The organism is Mesorhizobium sp. 131-3-5 (assembly GCF_016756575.1).
GTDB classification, from domain to species: domain Bacteria; phylum Pseudomonadota; class Alphaproteobacteria; order Rhizobiales; family Rhizobiaceae; genus Mesorhizobium; species Mesorhizobium jarvisii.
Window position 1 is genome coordinate 3,054,535 of record NZ_AP023254.1, and the last position, 14,526, is coordinate 3,069,060.

Annotated in this window: 16 protein-coding genes; 11 read left to right on the forward strand and 5 right to left on the reverse strand. The window is 65.6% G+C overall.

Annotation, left to right across the window (positions count from 1 at the left end; translation table 11 throughout):
- Positions 1 to 26 precede the first annotated feature (26 nt).
- Positions 27 to 1,334 carry an NAD(P)/FAD-dependent oxidoreductase gene (locus JG747_RS14940; protein ID WP_202362087.1) on the reverse strand — a complete coding sequence of 436 codons (1,308 nt, stop codon included), beginning with the start codon at positions 1,332 to 1,334 and terminating at the stop codon, positions 27 to 29.
- A 212-nt stretch (positions 1,335 to 1,546) separates the two neighbouring features.
- On the opposite strand from JG747_RS14940, the gene JG747_RS14945 reads away from it, so the two are divergent.
- Positions 1,547 to 1,882, forward strand: coding sequence for an ArsR/SmtB family transcription factor (locus tag JG747_RS14945; protein ID WP_202362088.1), 336 nt, complete (start codon positions 1,547 to 1,549; stop codon positions 1,880 to 1,882).
- A gap of 24 nt (positions 1,883 to 1,906) precedes the next feature.
- Here the strand turns inward: JG747_RS14945 and JG747_RS14950 are convergent, their stop codons facing one another.
- On the reverse strand, positions 1,907 to 2,791 hold the full coding sequence (locus JG747_RS14950) for an aldo/keto reductase family oxidoreductase (RefSeq protein ID WP_202362089.1): 885 nt from the start codon (positions 2,789 to 2,791) through the stop codon (positions 1,907 to 1,909).
- A 93-nt stretch (positions 2,792 to 2,884) separates the two neighbouring features.
- Here JG747_RS14950 and JG747_RS14955 point away from each other — a divergent pair, with 93 nt between their 5' ends.
- From JG747_RS14955 to arsK, 8 genes are all read left to right on the forward strand, one after another.
- Positions 2,885 to 3,790 carry a LysR family transcriptional regulator gene (locus JG747_RS14955; protein WP_019859592.1) on the forward strand — a complete coding sequence of 302 codons (906 nt, stop codon included), beginning with the start codon at positions 2,885 to 2,887 and terminating at the stop codon, positions 3,788 to 3,790.
- 159 nt (positions 3,791 to 3,949) lie between these two features.
- The gene (locus JG747_RS14960) at positions 3,950 to 5,863 is read left to right on the forward strand and encodes a diguanylate cyclase (protein ID WP_019859590.1); all 1,914 of its coding nucleotides are present in this window, start codon (positions 3,950 to 3,952) and stop codon (positions 5,861 to 5,863) included.
- A gap of 66 nt (positions 5,864 to 5,929) precedes the next feature.
- Positions 5,930 to 6,262, forward strand: a complete 333-nt coding sequence (locus JG747_RS14965) for an ArsR/SmtB family transcription factor (protein WP_019859588.1) — start codon at positions 5,930 to 5,932, stop codon at positions 6,260 to 6,262.
- Positions 6,263 to 6,269: 7 nt separating this feature from the next.
- Complete coding sequence (locus JG747_RS14970) at positions 6,270 to 6,941, forward strand: aquaporin (protein ID WP_202362090.1); 672 nt, start codon at positions 6,270 to 6,272, stop codon at positions 6,939 to 6,941.
- 26 nt (positions 6,942 to 6,967) lie between these two features.
- Entirely contained in the window at positions 6,968 to 7,390 is a 423-nt protein-coding gene (arsC, locus tag JG747_RS14975) for an arsenate reductase (glutaredoxin) (protein ID WP_202362091.1), read from the forward strand.
- A gap of 65 nt (positions 7,391 to 7,455) precedes the next feature.
- Positions 7,456 to 7,776 carry an ArsR/SmtB family transcription factor gene (locus tag JG747_RS14980; protein WP_019859585.1) on the forward strand — a complete coding sequence of 107 codons (321 nt, stop codon included), beginning with the start codon at positions 7,456 to 7,458 and terminating at the stop codon, positions 7,774 to 7,776.
- A gap of 44 nt (positions 7,777 to 7,820) precedes the next feature.
- Positions 7,821 to 9,206: an NAD(P)/FAD-dependent oxidoreductase gene (locus tag JG747_RS14985; protein WP_202362092.1), complete on the forward strand. Its 1,386-nt coding sequence runs from the start codon at positions 7,821 to 7,823 to the stop codon at positions 9,204 to 9,206.
- A complete protein-coding gene (gene arsK, locus JG747_RS14990) occupies positions 9,203 to 10,489 on the forward strand; it encodes an arsenite efflux MFS transporter ArsK (protein WP_202362093.1) in 1,287 nt (428 codons plus the stop codon). Before JG747_RS14985 ends, arsK begins: the two co-directional genes overlap by 4 nt.
- On the opposite strand, the gene JG747_RS14995 is transcribed toward arsK, so the two are convergent.
- Positions 10,453 to 11,079 (reverse strand): class I SAM-dependent methyltransferase, encoded by a 627-nt coding sequence (locus tag JG747_RS14995; protein WP_202362094.1) that lies wholly within the window; start codon positions 11,077 to 11,079, stop codon positions 10,453 to 10,455. The genes arsK and JG747_RS14995 overlap by 37 nt on opposite strands.
- A gap of 159 nt (positions 11,080 to 11,238) precedes the next feature.
- On the opposite strand from JG747_RS14995, the gene JG747_RS15000 reads away from it, so the two are divergent.
- Complete coding sequence (locus JG747_RS15000; protein WP_244748400.1) at positions 11,239 to 11,739, forward strand: SRPBCC family protein; 501 nt, start codon at positions 11,239 to 11,241, stop codon at positions 11,737 to 11,739.
- 28 nt (positions 11,740 to 11,767) lie between these two features.
- On the opposite strand, the gene JG747_RS15005 is transcribed toward JG747_RS15000, so the two are convergent.
- Complete coding sequence (locus tag JG747_RS15005) at positions 11,768 to 12,595, reverse strand: helix-turn-helix transcriptional regulator (protein WP_032920671.1); 828 nt, start codon at positions 12,593 to 12,595, stop codon at positions 11,768 to 11,770.
- A 90-nt stretch (positions 12,596 to 12,685) separates the two neighbouring features.
- Here JG747_RS15005 and JG747_RS15010 point away from each other — a divergent pair, with 90 nt between their 5' ends.
- Positions 12,686 to 13,570 (forward strand): SDR family oxidoreductase, encoded by an 885-nt coding sequence (locus JG747_RS15010; protein WP_202362096.1) that lies wholly within the window; start codon positions 12,686 to 12,688, stop codon positions 13,568 to 13,570.
- Positions 13,571 to 13,582: 12 nt separating this feature from the next.
- Here the strand turns inward: JG747_RS15010 and JG747_RS15015 are convergent, their stop codons facing one another.
- A complete protein-coding gene (locus tag JG747_RS15015) occupies positions 13,583 to 14,281 on the reverse strand; it encodes a RibD family protein (RefSeq protein ID WP_202362097.1) in 699 nt (232 codons plus the stop codon).
- Between the last annotated feature and the right edge of the window lie 245 nt (positions 14,282 to 14,526).

The window sequence follows — 14,526 nt, forward strand, 5'->3', positions numbered from 1 at the left end:
CCACCGTCCGCAAAGGCTAGCGCGGGTCAGGCTCCCGGGACGTCGGTTGATGCCTCGACCTTGATCTGCTTGAGCTTATCGATCCCAAGCGCCTGCAGTGCGAGGCGCTCATAGAAGGGTTCGGACTTGCCGGCCCTTATCTTGTGCAGGAAATACTTCTCGAAACCGACCTTAGCGGTGTGCACCCATTTGCCGGAGGACGACCAGTTGACATTGCGCGGCGGGATCTGCGGCTGCGCCACGAAGGCGACGCCGGAATCGCCGAAATCGGCGAGGCAGACCGCATTCCATGTGCCCTGGGCGTCAGGCTGCTTGCCCTCCACCAGCCGGCCGATGTTTCGCGCCGTCGCCGTGACCATGGATTCGATCATGAAGCCGGTCTTGGGCACGCCAACGGGGACCGGCGTCTTGCCGATCGGCGGGATGGCGACGCAGACGCCGACCGCGAATATTTCGGGGAACGCCGGGTTGCGCTGGTGCTTGTCGACAAGGATGAAGCCGCGCGGATTGGTCAGGCCCTCGATGCCGCGCACCGCCGCCACGCCGCGAAAGGCCGGCAGCATCATGGCATAGGCGTGCGGCAATTCATGCGCCTGCCTGACCGACCCGTCGTCGGCGAGTTCCTGGACGAACATCTTGCCGGGCTCGACCTTGTCGACCTTGGCGTTGCAGATCCACTTGAAGTGATGCTGGCGCATCTCGCTCTCGAGCAGGCCCTTGGTGTCGCCGACGCCGTCGAGGCCGAGATGGCCGATATAGGGTTCGGAGGTGACGAAGGTCATGGGCACGCGGTCGCGCACCCTGGCGTCGCGCAAGGCCTTGTCGAGGATGAAGGTGAATTCGTAAGCCGGCCCGAAGCAGGACGCGCCCTGGACAGCGCCGATGACGACCGGACCCGGCTTGGCGACGAGCGCGTCGAAGGCCGTCCTGGCCTTGAGCGCGTGATCGATGTGGCAAACGGACTGGGTGTTGTGCTCCGGCCCGAGACCCTCAATCTCGTCGAAAGCGAGTTCGGGGCCGGTGGCGATGACCAGATAGTCGTAGGAGACGGATGAGCCGTCGTTGAGTTCCACCGTGCGCTCGACGGGATGGACGCGCCTAGCTCCCTGCGGATGAAAACCGATCTTGCGCCGTGCCAGCACCGGAGCAAGGTCTATTTCGACCGCTTGCCTGTCGCGCCAGCCGACGGCGACCCAGGGGTTGGACGGCACGAATGAATAGTGGCTGCCATTGTTGACGACGGAGACCTGGTGTTCCCCGGCCAGTCCGTCGCGAAGCTCGTAGGCCATGATGGTGCCTCCTAGCCCGGCACCCAGGACGACTATATGCGCCATGTTCTTCCTCCGTTGCGGCGTCGCTTTGGCGCAACGCCGACACTGCCGATCCCTTGCGGGATTGGTTGATCTTGCGCCATTGTGGCGGGCTGCGACTTGACGCTGATCAAGCGACGTTGACGGAGCGAAGCATCGGCATCGATCCATCGACTTGACAGGCAGCCGTGCCAGGCTAATATTATTTGTAAATCTTAATATGATAATGTGTTCATATGCGCAACATAAAAATAGCCGAACTGGACAAGCAGGCGCGCGAAGCGTCCGAACTGCTCGCCGCGATGGCAAATGAAAAACGGCTGATGATCCTGTGCCATCTGCTGGACGGCGAGACGAGCGTGAACGAACTGGCCGAACTGGTTGGGATGAACCAGTCGGCGCTGTCGCAGCAGCTTTCAAAGTTGCGCGCGCTCAAGCTCGTGGACACGAGGCGCGACGCCCAGCAGGTCTACTATCGGTTGGCTTCGGTGGAGGTCGAGCGAATCCTGCAGACGCTCTACGGCATCTATTGCGAACCGCAGACACGGATCGCCAGGGTCGGCAGCCGGTAGCTGCCGACCGACGGCAGCAATGCCTTATGCCGCTTGCTCGGCTTCACTGCCGATGCCGTTCAGCACTTTGAGCGCATCGGCCGGCAGGTCGAGCTCGGCCGCCGCCAGGTTCTCGCGGAGATGACTGAGCGAGGAGGTGCCGGGGATGAGCAGGATGTTGGGCGCGCGGCGCAGCAGCCAGGCGAGCGCCACCTGCATCGGCGTCGCGCCGAGTTTCCGGGCGACATTGGCCAGCGTGTCCGACTGCAGCGGCGTGAAGCCGCCAAGCGGGAAGAACGGCACATAGGCGATGCCGTCGGCGGCAAGCGCGTCGATCAGCGCATCGTCGTCGCGGTGCGCGATATTGTACTGGTTCTGCACGCAGACGATCTCGGTGATGCTGCGTCCCTGGGCGATCTGGGTCGATGTGACGTTGCTCATGCCGATATGGCGGATGAGGCCCTGGCGCTGCAATTCGGCGAGCGTGTTCAACTGCGGCTCGAGGGATCCTTCGGCGGGGCCGTGGATGCCATGCATGGAGCGCAGGTTGACGACCTCGATCACATCAAGCCCGAGATTGCCCAGATTATCGTGCACGGCCTCGGTCAGTTCCTTGGGCGACATTGCTGGAAGCCAGGATGCATCGGCGCCGCGCCGGGCGCTGACCTTGGTGACGATGGTGAGGTTGGCGGGGTAGGGGTGCAGGGCCTCGCGGATGATCTGGTTGGTGACGTGCGGGCCATAGAAATCCGATGTGTCGATGTGGTCGACGCCGCTGGCGATCGCCTCGCGCAGCACGGCGAGGGCTGCGTCACGATCCTTCGGCGGGCCGAAGACGCCCGGTCCCGCCAGTTGCATGGCGCCGTAGCCGAGGCGCTTCACGGTGCGGTCGCCGAGTTTGTAGGTTCCGGCCTTGCTGATGTCGGTCATGGTCTCATCTCCTTTGGATCGGCCCAATGTAGACAAAGCGCGCCTGCGCGATAATATGGCGCAATCGGCACAGCCTGTGCGGAAAGGCGAACAATGGCAGCGGATCTTGGCGACCTACAGGCGTTCATCGCGGTGGCGCGCGCCGGCGGCTTTCGCGAAGCGGCCCGGGTGGGCAATGTCAGCGCCTCGAGCCTCTCGGAGACGGTGCGGCGGCTGGAGACCGGGCTTGGCGTACGGCTGCTCAACCGCACGACGCGCAGCGTCGCCCCCACCGAGGCCGGCGCGCGCCTGCTCGAGCGGCTCGGCCCGGCGCTCGGCGAAGTCGAGGCGGCGCTCGACGTGGTCAACGGCTTTCGCGGCCGCCCGGCCGGCACGCTGCGGCTCAACGTGCCGGTCGTCGCGGCGAAACTGGTGCTGCCGCGCCTGTTGCCGCCCTTCCTCGCCGCCTATCCCGACATTCGCGTGGAAGTCACCGCCGAGGACAGTTTCGTCGACATATTGGCGAGCGGCTGCGACGCCGGCATCCGCTATGAAGAGCGGCTGGAGCAGGACATGATCGCCGTGCCGATCGGCCCGCGCCGGCAGCACTACGCCACCGCCGCCGCACCTTCCTATCTCGACCGGCACGGCCGCCCCGAGCACCCGCGCGACCTGTTGCATCACGCCTGCCTGCGCGGCCGCTTCGCCAGCGGCCTGACGCCGCCCTGGGAATTCGAACGCGACGGCGAGGTGGTGAGCGTCGAACCGACCGGCCCGCTTCTGGTCAGCACCGGCACGGCGATGGCGCTTGCGCTCGAAGTGGCGGTCGCCGGCGGCGGCATCGTCTCGCTGTTCGAGGACTGGCTGCGCCCCTATTTCGACGATGGCCGGCTGGAGCCGGTGCTGGAACCCTGGTGGCAGGAATTCTCAGGCCCGTTCCTCTACTATCCCGGCCGCCGCCTCACACCGGCGCCGCTCAGGGCGTTCATCGATTTCGTCGGCACGATGCGCTGGGGCTGATTTCGAGCCGATATCGCGCCGCCGGATGGCCATGCCCGTTGGCCCTGCTTGTCTGGTTCCTTCGACAAAGAGTCAAAAGCCTGACGTAACACTTTGTTGTCATTGAGGGACTATCGAGGGGGCGATACGGCGAAAGCCCGGTGACAGGAAAGGCGCGCAATGGGTTCGCCCTGGTCCGAATTGCTGGCCAATCTCGCGGTCGTTGCGATGTTCGTTTCGGTCTGGATCCACACGCATGTGTGGCTGGATCGCAGGCCGGCCCCGGTAAAAGCCGCGGCCTTCGGCTTGCTTATGGGCGCCGGCGCCATCGTCGTGATGCTGACTCCCATGCAGTTGCAGCCGGGCGTGCTGGTCGATCTCAGGGCGACGATGATCGCCATTGCCGGCTTCTTCGGCGGTCCCGTCGCCGGCATTGTCGCCGGGGTCATGGCCGGTGCTTTCCGGACTTTCGAGGGTGGCATCGGCGCCTTCGCTGGAGCGGTCGGGATCGCGGCCACCATGCTGGTGGGCGTTGCCGGCAATCTTGCACTCAGGGGCCGCCGGCCCAGCATGGCCGACATCATGATCCTGGGTGCCGCAGCCGCGTGTGGCTCGCTGCTCGGCCTCAGCGTCCTGCCGCGCTCGGTCGTACAGACGGTTCTGCCGCAGGTGGTGTTTCCCTCCAGCCTGCTCATCTTTGTCTCCGTGGCAATGTCGGGGCTGGCGCTCTACCAGGAGCGGCGTCGCTTGGAGGCGCTGCAATCGAGGCGCATCTTCAAGGCGGTGGTCGAGACATTGCCCGACTGCCTAAACGTCAAGGATCTCGACGGACGCTTCATCGCCGCCAATCCGGCAACCGCCGAGTTGATGCACGCAGCCAACGCGAAGGCGCTGATCGGCAAGACGGACTTCGATTTCTACCCCAGCGAAACGGCGCGGGCATTCCGCGAGGACGAGCTCGCCGTCCTGGCATCCGGCACCGCCTCCACCATCGAGCAGCATCTTCACCACGAGGACGGCACCGATGGCTGGCTGGCGACACTGAAGGCGCCGTTTCGCGATAGGACCGGGGCCGTCATCGGCCTGATCACGCACAATCGCGACATCACCGAGCGCAAGCGGCTGGAGACCGAGCTGGCGGAAAGCCAGGCAAGGCTGGGAGACGCGCTCACGCACATGGCCGACGGGCTGGTGATGTTCGATCCCGCCGGAAAGCTCATTCTGTGCAACGCCCAGTATCGGGCCCTGTTTCCGAAGACGGCCGACATCAGGGTGCCCGGCACCGACTATCGCGACATATTGCGTGCCTCGGTCGCACGCGGCGAAAGCATCACGCCGCCCGACGCCGTCGAGGGCTGGATTGCCGAGATCATGGTCACGCAAACGCATGCCAGCCACCGCCAGATCCGGCTCGCCGACGGGCGCTGGCTCGACGTGCGGACCCGGCCGACCGGCAATGGCGGCAGCCTGAGCGTGTTTTCCGACATCACCGAGGCCAAGCAGGTCGAGGCGGAATTGCTGGCCGCCAACGAGAAGCTGAACCTCCTCGCGCATCGCGACGGGCTGACCGAACTGTTGACCCGGCGGGCCTTCGACGAGGCGCTGGCGCGCGAATTCGCCCGCGGCCGGCGCAACGCCACACCGCTCAGCCTGCTTATCATAGACGTCGACTGGTTCAAGCGGTTCAACGACCATTATGGCCATCCGGCCGGCGACGAATGCCTGCGCGCCGTCAGCGGCTGCATCGAGGCGACGGCGCGGCGGCCGGCCGACGCGGCGGCCCGCTATGGCGGCGAGGAGTTCGCGATCGTCCTGCCCGAGACCGACGCCAGAGGCGCCTTCGTCATCGCCGAGACCCTTAGAGGCAAGGTGCGCGACCTCCGGCTTGCGCATGCCGGCAGCGAAAAGGGCATCGTCACCGTCAGCATCGGGGTAGGCACTTTCGACGGGAGTGCCGACATCGAGATTGCCGATCTGCTGCGGCGCGCCGACGAGGCCCTCTATGGCGCCAAGGCCGCCGGGCGTGACCGCGTGCATGGCTGGCGCCCGCATCTGAGCGAACCACGCACGACGGGTTCCCGGCACAAGGCGTGAGCCCTGGTCGTCACACCACTGTCATGGTCCGCTGCCACTAATCCATACATCTGGATAGATGGATTGATGGACAAGACAACAGCATTGCTGGCGCTCGCAGCACTCGGCCAGGAAACCAGGCTGGAGGTGTTCCGGCTGCTGGTGCGGGCCGGGGACGAGGGCGTGCCGGCAGGCGAGATCGCGACGCGGCTCGGCACGGTGCAGAACACCATGTCGGCGCATCTGAAGATCCTCGGCCAGGCCGGGCTGGTCCATGCCGAGCGCGAAGGCCGCAGCATCCGCTATACGGCCGACATGACCGGGTTTCGCGATCTGCTGGCCTATCTGATGGAGGATTGCTGCAATGGCGCGCCGGAGCTTTGCCAGCCGATCCTCCAGGCGGTGACCTGCAAATGCTGAGCTTGACATGACCGATCTTCGTCGCCGCCTCGCAGCCGAAGCCTTGGGCACCGCCATGCTCGTCGCCACGGTGGTCGGTTCGGGGATCATGGCCAGACGGCTGACCGGCGATGTCGCACTTTCGCTGCTCGGCAACACCCTTCCCACCGGCGCCATTCTGGTGGTGCTGATCACCACGCTGGGGCCAATCTCCGGCGCGCATTTCAACCCGGCTGTTACCCTGGTTTTCGGCCTGCGGCGCGACATTGGCTGGCTGGCCGCGCTGGGCTATATCACTGTCCAGATTCTCGGCGGCCTCGCCGGCACGCTGGTCGCGCATGCCATGTTCGAGCTGCCGCTGCTGCAGGTGTCGGCGACGGTGCGCAGCGGGCAGGGGCAGTGGCTGGCCGAACTGGTCGCGAGTTTCGGTCTGGTCTTCACCATCCTTGCCGGCTTGCGCTTCCGCAGCGACGCCATCCCCTGGCTGGTCGGGCTCTACATCACCGCAGCCTATTGGTTCACGGCCTCGACCTCCTTCGCCAATCCGGCGGTGGCCATAGCGCGTGCCTTCTCCAACACGTTTGCCGGCATCCGGCCCTCCGATGTGCCGGCCTTCATAGCCGCGGAACTGGCGGGTGCGTTGCTGGCGCTGGCGCTGGCCGGCTGGCTGCTGGCTGAACCCAAGACCTTCACTGACTAGACCGTTACTGAGATGAAAGGCCCGCAATGACCATCACCATCTATCACAACCCGGACTGCGGCACGTCACGCAACACGCTGGCGATCATCCGCCAGTCCGGCGAGGAGCCGCAGGTGATCGAATATCTGAAGTCGCCGCCGTCGCGTGACAGGCTCGTCGAATTGCTCGAGGCGATGGCGATGACACCGCGCCAATTGCTGCGCGAGAAGGGCACGCCCTATGCGGAACTCGGCCTAGGCGACCCCAAATGGAGCGACGACGAGATCCTCGATTTCATGCTGGCGCATCCGATCCTGATCAACCGGCCGATCGTGGTGAGCCCGCTGGGCGTCGTGCTGGCCCGGCCGTCCGAAAAGGTCCTCGACATCCTGCCAAATCCGGAGATCGGCGCGTTCACCAAGGAGGACGGCGAGGTCGTCATCGACGCGAGCGGCAAGCGGGTCGTCTGAAGCCTATTTCGATATTCTTCGAAATAGGACTTGACGGTTTCCGTCGCCGGCCATATGCTATTTCCATGAAACTCGAACAAGCAGCGAAGCAGCTGGAAGCGCTCGGTAATCCGACGCGGCTGAACCTCTATCGTATCCTGGTGCGGGCCGGCGAAGCGGGCCGGCCGGTCGGCTTCCTGCAGGAGAGCCTCGGCATCGCCGCCTCGACGCTGTCGCACCATCTGCACCGGCTGATCCTCACCGGGCTGGTCAGCCAGGAGCGGCAGGCGACGACGCTGATCTGCCGCGCCAACTATCCCGTGATGAACGATCTCATCGGTTTCCTGGCCGACGAATGCTGCGCCGATGCCGCCTGCAGCCCGGCAGCGGGGGACGCGGCCGCCTGATTTTTTTGCCTGTTATTTCGATAGTACCGGAAGGATAGAAGCTGATGCAAAACGATCTGCCCATCGCCGTCATCGGCGCCGGTCCGGTTGGTCTCGCCGCCGCTGTTCATCTCATGGCCCGGGGCCTGCCGGTGAAGCTCTATGAGGCCGGCAGCGGTGTCGCGGCAAATCTGCGGGATTGGGGCCATGTGCGGGTGTTCACGCCCTGGCGCTATTGCGTCGACGAGGCGGCCAGGAAGCTGCTCGAAGCCCATGGCTGGCGGATGCCGGACGCGGAAGCCTTTCCCACCGCCGATGAACTCGTCGCGCACTATCTCGAGCCGCTCGCCAACCTGCCGGAACTGGCGCCAGCGATCGAAACCAAGGCGCGTGTCGTCGCCATATCGCGCTGGGGCGCCGACAAGGTGCGCGGCAGCGAGCGTGGGACGCGGCCCTTCATGCTCGTGGTCGAAACCGCCAATGGCACCAGGCGCGACAGCGCCCGCGCGGTCATCGATGCCTCGGGGACATGGCGCACGCCCAATCCGCTCGGCGCCGGCGGCATCGCCGCCGAGGGCGAGGCCAACTTCGCCGACCGCATCGCCTACGGCATCCCCGATGTCCTTGGTCGCGACCGTGCGGTCTATGCAGGCCGCACGACGCTGGTCGCCGGTTCCGGCCACTCGGCGGCCAATGCCTTGCTCGACCTTGCCAGGCTGGCGGAGGCCGCGCCCGGCACCGCCTTCATCTGGGCGGTGCGCGGAACCGACCTCGTACGCATCTATGGCGGCGGCGACGCCGACCAATTGCCGGCGCGCGGCGAACTCGGCGCCGATATCCGCGACCTCGCCGAAAGCGGCCGCGTCCAGCTGGTGACGGGCTTTGCGACGCTTGCGATCCGCGAGCGTGACGGAAGGCTGATCGTCGAGGGGCAAAGCGAGGACGGATTGCTGCAACTCGGCCCCGTCGACCGCATCATTGCCGCGACCGGGCAGCGCCCGGACCTGTCGCTGACCCGGGAGCTCAGGCTCGATCTCGATCCGTGGCTGGAAGGCGTCAAGGCGCTCGGTCCGCTCATCGATCCCAACGAGCATTCCTGCGGCGACGTGCCGCCGCATGGCCACCGCGAACTCAGCCATCCGGAGCCAGGCTTCTACACGGTCGGCATCAAGAGCTATGGCCGCGCGCCGACCTTCCTGCTGCTCACCGGCTACGAGCAGGTGCGCTCGGTCGCGGCGGCGCTCGCCGGCGACATGGCGGCGGCCGACGCGGTGCAATTGGTGCTGCCCGAAACCGGCGTCTGCACGGTGCCGGCTGGCCGTGCGTCGCAGGGCTGCTGCGGCGGGCCGGCGCCGGCGGCGATCGATGCGTGCTGCGTGGCGGATGCCGACGCCAAGGCCGCCGGCAAAAGCGGTTGCGGCTGCGCGGGCAAGATGGAAGCCGCCGAGTGAGCGACGCCAAGATCCCCGCTTGCGCCATCTGGGCGCTGGGCACCACGCAGATCGTCGGCTACGGCACGCTCTACTACAGCTACAGCATCCTGGCGCCGGCGGTGGCGGCGGAACTCGCCTGGTCGCAGCAATGGGTGTTCGCGGTGCTGTCGGTGTCGCTGCTGGCAAGCGCCATACTGGCGCCGTTCGCGGGCAGCCTGGCGGACCGGGTCGGGGCAGGGCGCCTGATGGTGCCGGGATCGCTGGCGGCGGCGGGTGCGTTGCTGTTGTGCGCGCTGGCGCCGGGGCGCGCCGGCTTTGCGCTTGGCGTGCTGGCCATGGAACTCGCCTCCTGCTTCGTGCTCTACAGCACGGCCTTCGTCGCCATCGTGCAGCTCGGCGGTGCGCGGCGCGGCATCACCCATCTCACCTTGATCGCCGGCTTCGCCTCGACCCTGTTCTGGCCACTGACGACGCTCCTGCACCAGCATCTCGGCTGGCGCGAGGTTCTCGCTCTCTTTGCCGCGCTCAACGCCTTTGTCTGCCTGCCGATCCATTGGTGGCTGGCCCGGCTTTCCACCCGCATCGGCAAGGCGAGGGAGCGGGTCGTCCCGGTCACGGCGGGCCTATCAGGGCCAGCGCCCGACCGGCGATGGTCGCTCCTGTTCGTCCTGGTGCTGGCCGGCTTTGCCATAGAAGGTTTCATGCTTTCGGCAATCCTCGTGCAGATGGTGCCCTTGCTCACTCTGGTCGGTCTCGGCGGGGCCTCGGTGCTGGTCGCCAGCCTGTTTGGCCCGTCGCAAGTGGCGAGCCGGCTGGTGAACATGCTGTTCGGCCGCGGCCTGTCGCAGACATCGCTGGCGCTCGGTGCGACCGCCGGACTGGCCGGCGGCCTTGCGGTGCTGCTGATGGTGGCGCCCTCCGTTCCCGGCGCCATGCTGTTTGCCGTGCTTTTCGGCTTCGGCTCGGGCCTGATGAGCATTGTCGGCGGCACGCTGCCGCTCGAATTGTTCGGCCAGGAGCGCTACGGCTCCTATGTCGGCTGGATCACGGCGGCCCGCCAGTTCAGCTCCGCCTTCGCTCCGTTCGGCCTGACCCTGATGATATCGGGCCTCGGCGTCTTCCCGGCCTTGTGGCTCAACGTCGTGGTCGGCCTGTTCGGCATCGCCGCCTTCGCACTGATCAGCCGGCAATCGCGTAGGGGTGAAAAGGGCGGCACGGCCGATGCGACGGCGCCGGGCGCGGACAGTTTTGCAGCAGCGCCAGGTTACGTGTCAGGTGCTCGCCTGAAAACGCTGAACTGAAAGGACTGAGAGGAGCCCCATGGCGTCAGATGCAGATGGTCGAGTGTGCGAAACAGTGCAAAGCCGGATCCAAGGACTTGGGCGAGCTTGCTTGCATCGTATCGTTGAACGGGCAGGCCGCTGCATTTCTCCGGCCCGTCGAGCGCGAAAGTCGCGATCATCGCGTAGCCATTCGGTGCGAGTGCCCGTCCGAGTGTTGAGAGGTAAGCGTCACGATCCGCTTCTTCGACCATGAAATGGAAGGCAGCCCTGTCATGCCAGACATCGTAAAGTCGCCTCGGCGACCAGGTGCGAATGTCAGCCACGATCCAATCGATTTGGCCGCCTGTCCCGGCCAGTCGACCGCGAGCCGCCGCGATCGCCGCCGCAGACAGATCCAGGACAGTGACGTCCTCAAAGTGTTGTTCCTGAAGATTATCCACCAATCGAGAGGCGCCGCCCCCTACGTCAATGATGGCAGAGCTGCGATCGGCAATCTCTTTTATCAACGAAAGAGAGGGCTCGGGATTATCTTGGAACCAACTGACGCCGTCCTCGCGTTTCGATTCATATGTTGCGTTCCAGTGCAACTGCGATGCCTCTTTCTCCATCGGGCCGGGCCTCACTTTTGGTGACACCCTTCAGCATATCAGTCGCGGTCGCCGGCCGGTGATCAAATTGTGGGCACGATTATTCAGACCGGCAAGGATTGATCCAGCAGGGCTGTTCCCGCCAAGGCGCAAATTGCCGCCAGCTGAAATTGCGCGGAAGTGCCAACCGATATTGCGTTACGCTTTCCCCCGGCAGTCGCGGTAAATGCGGGGACGACCGATCCCTCCGCGCCGATCGTCAAAACCATCGTTATCGAGGCAGCGCCGGCTGAGGTCTGGCAGGTGCTGACGACGCCCGCGATGATCCGGCAATGGATGTCGGACGAGGAACTGACCGGCAGGCTGGAAGGGCATGCCGGCGGCGCGATCGTGATACGCGGGCTGCTGCATGGCATGCGGTTCGAGAACTATGGCACGGTCCGGGCGTTCGAGCCGGAGCGGCTGTTCTCCTACAGCTACTGGAGCACGCTGTCGGCCTCGCGCCTAGCGGACGTGCCCGAAAACCATACGCTGGTCCGTTTCGCCCTGGCATCGGCGGATCAGGGAACGCAGCTGACGCTGACGCTCAGCGATTTCGCCGAACCGGCAATCCGCCCGCATGCCAATCTCTACTGGGGGCCGACCTTGCAGATCCTGAAGGCGGTGTGCGAGCGTCCTTGACGAAGACGCCGCGCAATGAGCCCAGCCTTTACCCCTTTGGACGCCGCGCCAAAGCCCGGATGCGGTCGGCGACCTTGCTGTCGATCGGGTTGTAGACCGTCAGGTTCAAATCCGGCCGGCCGTCGACCGCGAAGGACGAGTATTCCAGCTCGATGTCACCCAGTTCCGGGTGTTTTAGGCGCTTTGTCCCGTCGCCATGGGCGAGCACGTCATTCTCCTGCCACAGCGCGGCGAACTCGGCGCTGCCGCTGCACAGTTCGTCCACCAGCTGGGTGACCTCGGAGACGGCGCCGGCACGCGCCGCATCGGCCCGGAAAGCGCCGACGACGAAACGGGCAAGGTTTTCCCAATCATGCTGCTTGGCGCGGATGTGGGGCGTGAGGAACATGAAGCGCAATATGTTGCGCCGGCCGGCGGGGATGGTGCCGTAGTCGGTCAGCACGATCTCGGCGGCTCGGTTCCAGGCGACGACGTCCCAGGTGGCGGTCTTGACCAGAGCGGGGCTGGCCTCGAGCGTGTCGATGAGGCGCTGCAGCCGGGGGCTGACGCCCTCGTCGCCCCGGTAGCGGACCTCGGGCGGACGGCCGAGTCCCAGCATGAAGAGATGTTCGCGCTCCGCCTCGGTCAACAGCAGCCCCTTGGCGATGCGGTTCAGCACATCGGCCGAAGGCGCGCCGCCACGGCCCTGTTCCAGCCATGTGTACCAGGTCGGGCTGATGTTGGCGCGCTGGGCGACTTCTTCGCGGCGCAGCCCCGGCGTGCGCCGGCGCCCGGAGAAGCCGAACGAGGCGGGATCGAGCCGGGTGCGCCGGTCTTTCAGGAAGGCTGCGAGCGTGCCGGCTGAGTTTGTGGGCATCCTGTTAGCCATTATACCATGATAAGATCACTACTTTAATGGAATAATAGACCGGGGATACTGCGCGGGCAACTGTGCAGGAGATTTTGCATGCGTATCTTTTTGACCGGCGCCACCGGTTTCATCGGCTCGGCGCTCGTTCCCGAACTCATCCAGGCCGGCCATCAGGTGATCGGCGTCACCCGTTCCGATGCCGGCGCGGAGGCGCTGGCCGCCGCGGGCGCCGAAGTGCATCGCGGAACGCTCGAGGATCCGACAAGCCTGCGCAGAGGCGCGGCCGAAGCGGACGCCGTGATCCACACCGCCTTCGACCATGATTTCTCGCGCTTTGCCGAGAATTGCGAAAAGGACAGCCGTGTGATCGCAGCACTCGGCCAGGCATTGGCCGGATCCGACCGGCCGCTGGTCATCACGTCGGGCGTCGGCATGGGCAGCCCCGGACATGGCCAACTGGCGGTCGAGGACGTCTTCAACGCCAGCCATCCCAATCCGCGCATCGCATCGGAACTCGCCGGCAATGCCTTGCTGGAGGCCGGCATCAATTTGTCGGTCGTTCGCCTGCCGCAGGTGCACAATCCGGTCAAGCAGGGGCTGATCTCGCCGCTCATCGAGATCGCGCGCGAAAAAGGCGTCTCGGCCTATGTCGGCGAAGGCCGCAATCGCTATTCGGCGGGGCATCTCTCCGACGCCGCGCGGCTCTACCGGCTTGCTGTCGAAAAGCGCCGGCCGGGCGCGCGCTATCACGCGGTCGGCGAGGAAGGCGTCGAGGTGCGCGCCATCGCCGAGGCGCTTGGCCGGGGCCTCAACCTGCCCGTCGTCTCTATCGCGCCGGAAAAGGCTGCGGAGCATTTCGGCTGGATGGGAATGTTCGCCCCCATGGACCTGCCCGCGTCCAGCGCGCTGACCCAGGCACGGCTCGGCTGGCACCCGACCGGCCCGACGCTGATCGCTGATCTCGACGCCATGCGCTATTGAGGCGCTGCGGCCTCAGCCAGGGCTGACGGCGTAGCGCAAGTGGATCAGCCCATGCGCCAACGTTTCGCAGCTTGTCAGCGACAGCTGCATCTTGCCGGCGAGGCCGCTTTCGCCGAACTCGACAAAACCCTGGTTTCCCGCCCGCGCGTCGAGCGCGGGCGCGACGAGCAGGCTTAGTTCATCGACAAGCCCGGCCGCGAAGAAGGAACCGTTGATGCCGGCGCCGCCTTCGAGCAGCAGACGCCTTATGCTGAGCTCACGCCCGAGCACGTCGAGCATGGCGGCGAGATCGATCTCGGCCGTCTCCGACACGATGTAGGACACGCCGTCGGCGGCGAGCTCGGCCAGATGGCTGTCAGAGACGTCACGCCCAAGCAGCACCACGACATGGTCGCCGCCGACATCGGGCTTGGCGAAGTGGAGCTTGCCGGAGGTATCGAGCGCCACGGCATAGGTTCCCGCGTCGCGTTGCGCGAAATGATGCGGCCGCTCGACCTTGCCGGCATGCGCCGGCGGGTGCGCGCCGGCCTTGCTCATCTCGGCCATGGTGATACGCCCGACGATCCAGGCGTCGCCCTGGAGATCGCCGTGGATCTGCTCATAGAGGCCTGACCACCCGGCCCGGGTTCCGTCCCGGCTGGCGGTGTAGCGGCTCGGATGAAGACTGCCGTCGAGCGAGGCGAGCATATGGCAGATGATATGCGGCTTCATGCAATTCTCCAGGGACGGACTGATCTTCAGAAGGACTCGGGGGTTCAAACTAGGGCCGCAGCCCCGGAATGGAAGCCGAGGCAAGTCGGTTTGATCAAAATTCCGACAATTCCGATAATTCGCCTCCAGCACTGTTATATCGATGTTGCACAAATGGTTGACCCTGGGTTAGCATTCCCTTGCTGATGCCGATGGGAGGCAGTTTTTGCAACGGCGATCAGCTGGAGCGGCATGCGCTGTCCTGC

What these genes read in the sequence shown, in the direction of transcription:
- JG747_RS14940 (WP_202362087.1), bottom strand. Translation starts at nt 1,334, where the DNA reads ATGGCGCATATAGTCGTCCTGGGTGCCGGGCTAGGAGGCACCATCATG.
- JG747_RS14945 (WP_202362088.1), top strand. Translation starts at nt 1,547, where the DNA reads ATGCGCAACATAAAAATAGCCGAACTGGACAAGCAGGCGCGCGAAGCG.
- JG747_RS14950 (WP_202362089.1), bottom strand. Translation starts at nt 2,791, where the DNA reads ATGACCGACATCAGCAAGGCCGGAACCTACAAACTCGGCGACCGCACC.
- JG747_RS14955 (WP_019859592.1), top strand. Translation starts at nt 2,885, where the DNA reads ATGGCAGCGGATCTTGGCGACCTACAGGCGTTCATCGCGGTGGCGCGC.
- JG747_RS14960 (WP_019859590.1), top strand. Translation starts at nt 3,950, where the DNA reads ATGGGTTCGCCCTGGTCCGAATTGCTGGCCAATCTCGCGGTCGTTGCG.
- JG747_RS14965 (WP_019859588.1), top strand. Translation starts at nt 5,930, where the DNA reads ATGGACAAGACAACAGCATTGCTGGCGCTCGCAGCACTCGGCCAGGAA.
- JG747_RS14970 (WP_202362090.1), top strand. Translation starts at nt 6,270, where the DNA reads ATGACCGATCTTCGTCGCCGCCTCGCAGCCGAAGCCTTGGGCACCGCC.
- arsC (WP_202362091.1), top strand. Translation starts at nt 6,968, where the DNA reads ATGACCATCACCATCTATCACAACCCGGACTGCGGCACGTCACGCAAC.
- JG747_RS14980 (WP_019859585.1), top strand. Translation starts at nt 7,456, where the DNA reads ATGAAACTCGAACAAGCAGCGAAGCAGCTGGAAGCGCTCGGTAATCCG.
- JG747_RS14985 (WP_202362092.1), top strand. Translation starts at nt 7,821, where the DNA reads ATGCAAAACGATCTGCCCATCGCCGTCATCGGCGCCGGTCCGGTTGGT.
- JG747_RS14995 (WP_202362094.1), bottom strand. Translation starts at nt 11,079, where the DNA reads ATGGAGAAAGAGGCATCGCAGTTGCACTGGAACGCAACATATGAATCG.
- JG747_RS15005 (WP_032920671.1), bottom strand. Translation starts at nt 12,595, where the DNA reads ATGCCCACAAACTCAGCCGGCACGCTCGCAGCCTTCCTGAAAGACCGG.
- JG747_RS15010 (WP_202362096.1), top strand. Translation starts at nt 12,686, where the DNA reads ATGCGTATCTTTTTGACCGGCGCCACCGGTTTCATCGGCTCGGCGCTC.
- JG747_RS15015 (WP_202362097.1), bottom strand. Translation starts at nt 14,281, where the DNA reads ATGAAGCCGCATATCATCTGCCATATGCTCGCCTCGCTCGACGGCAGT.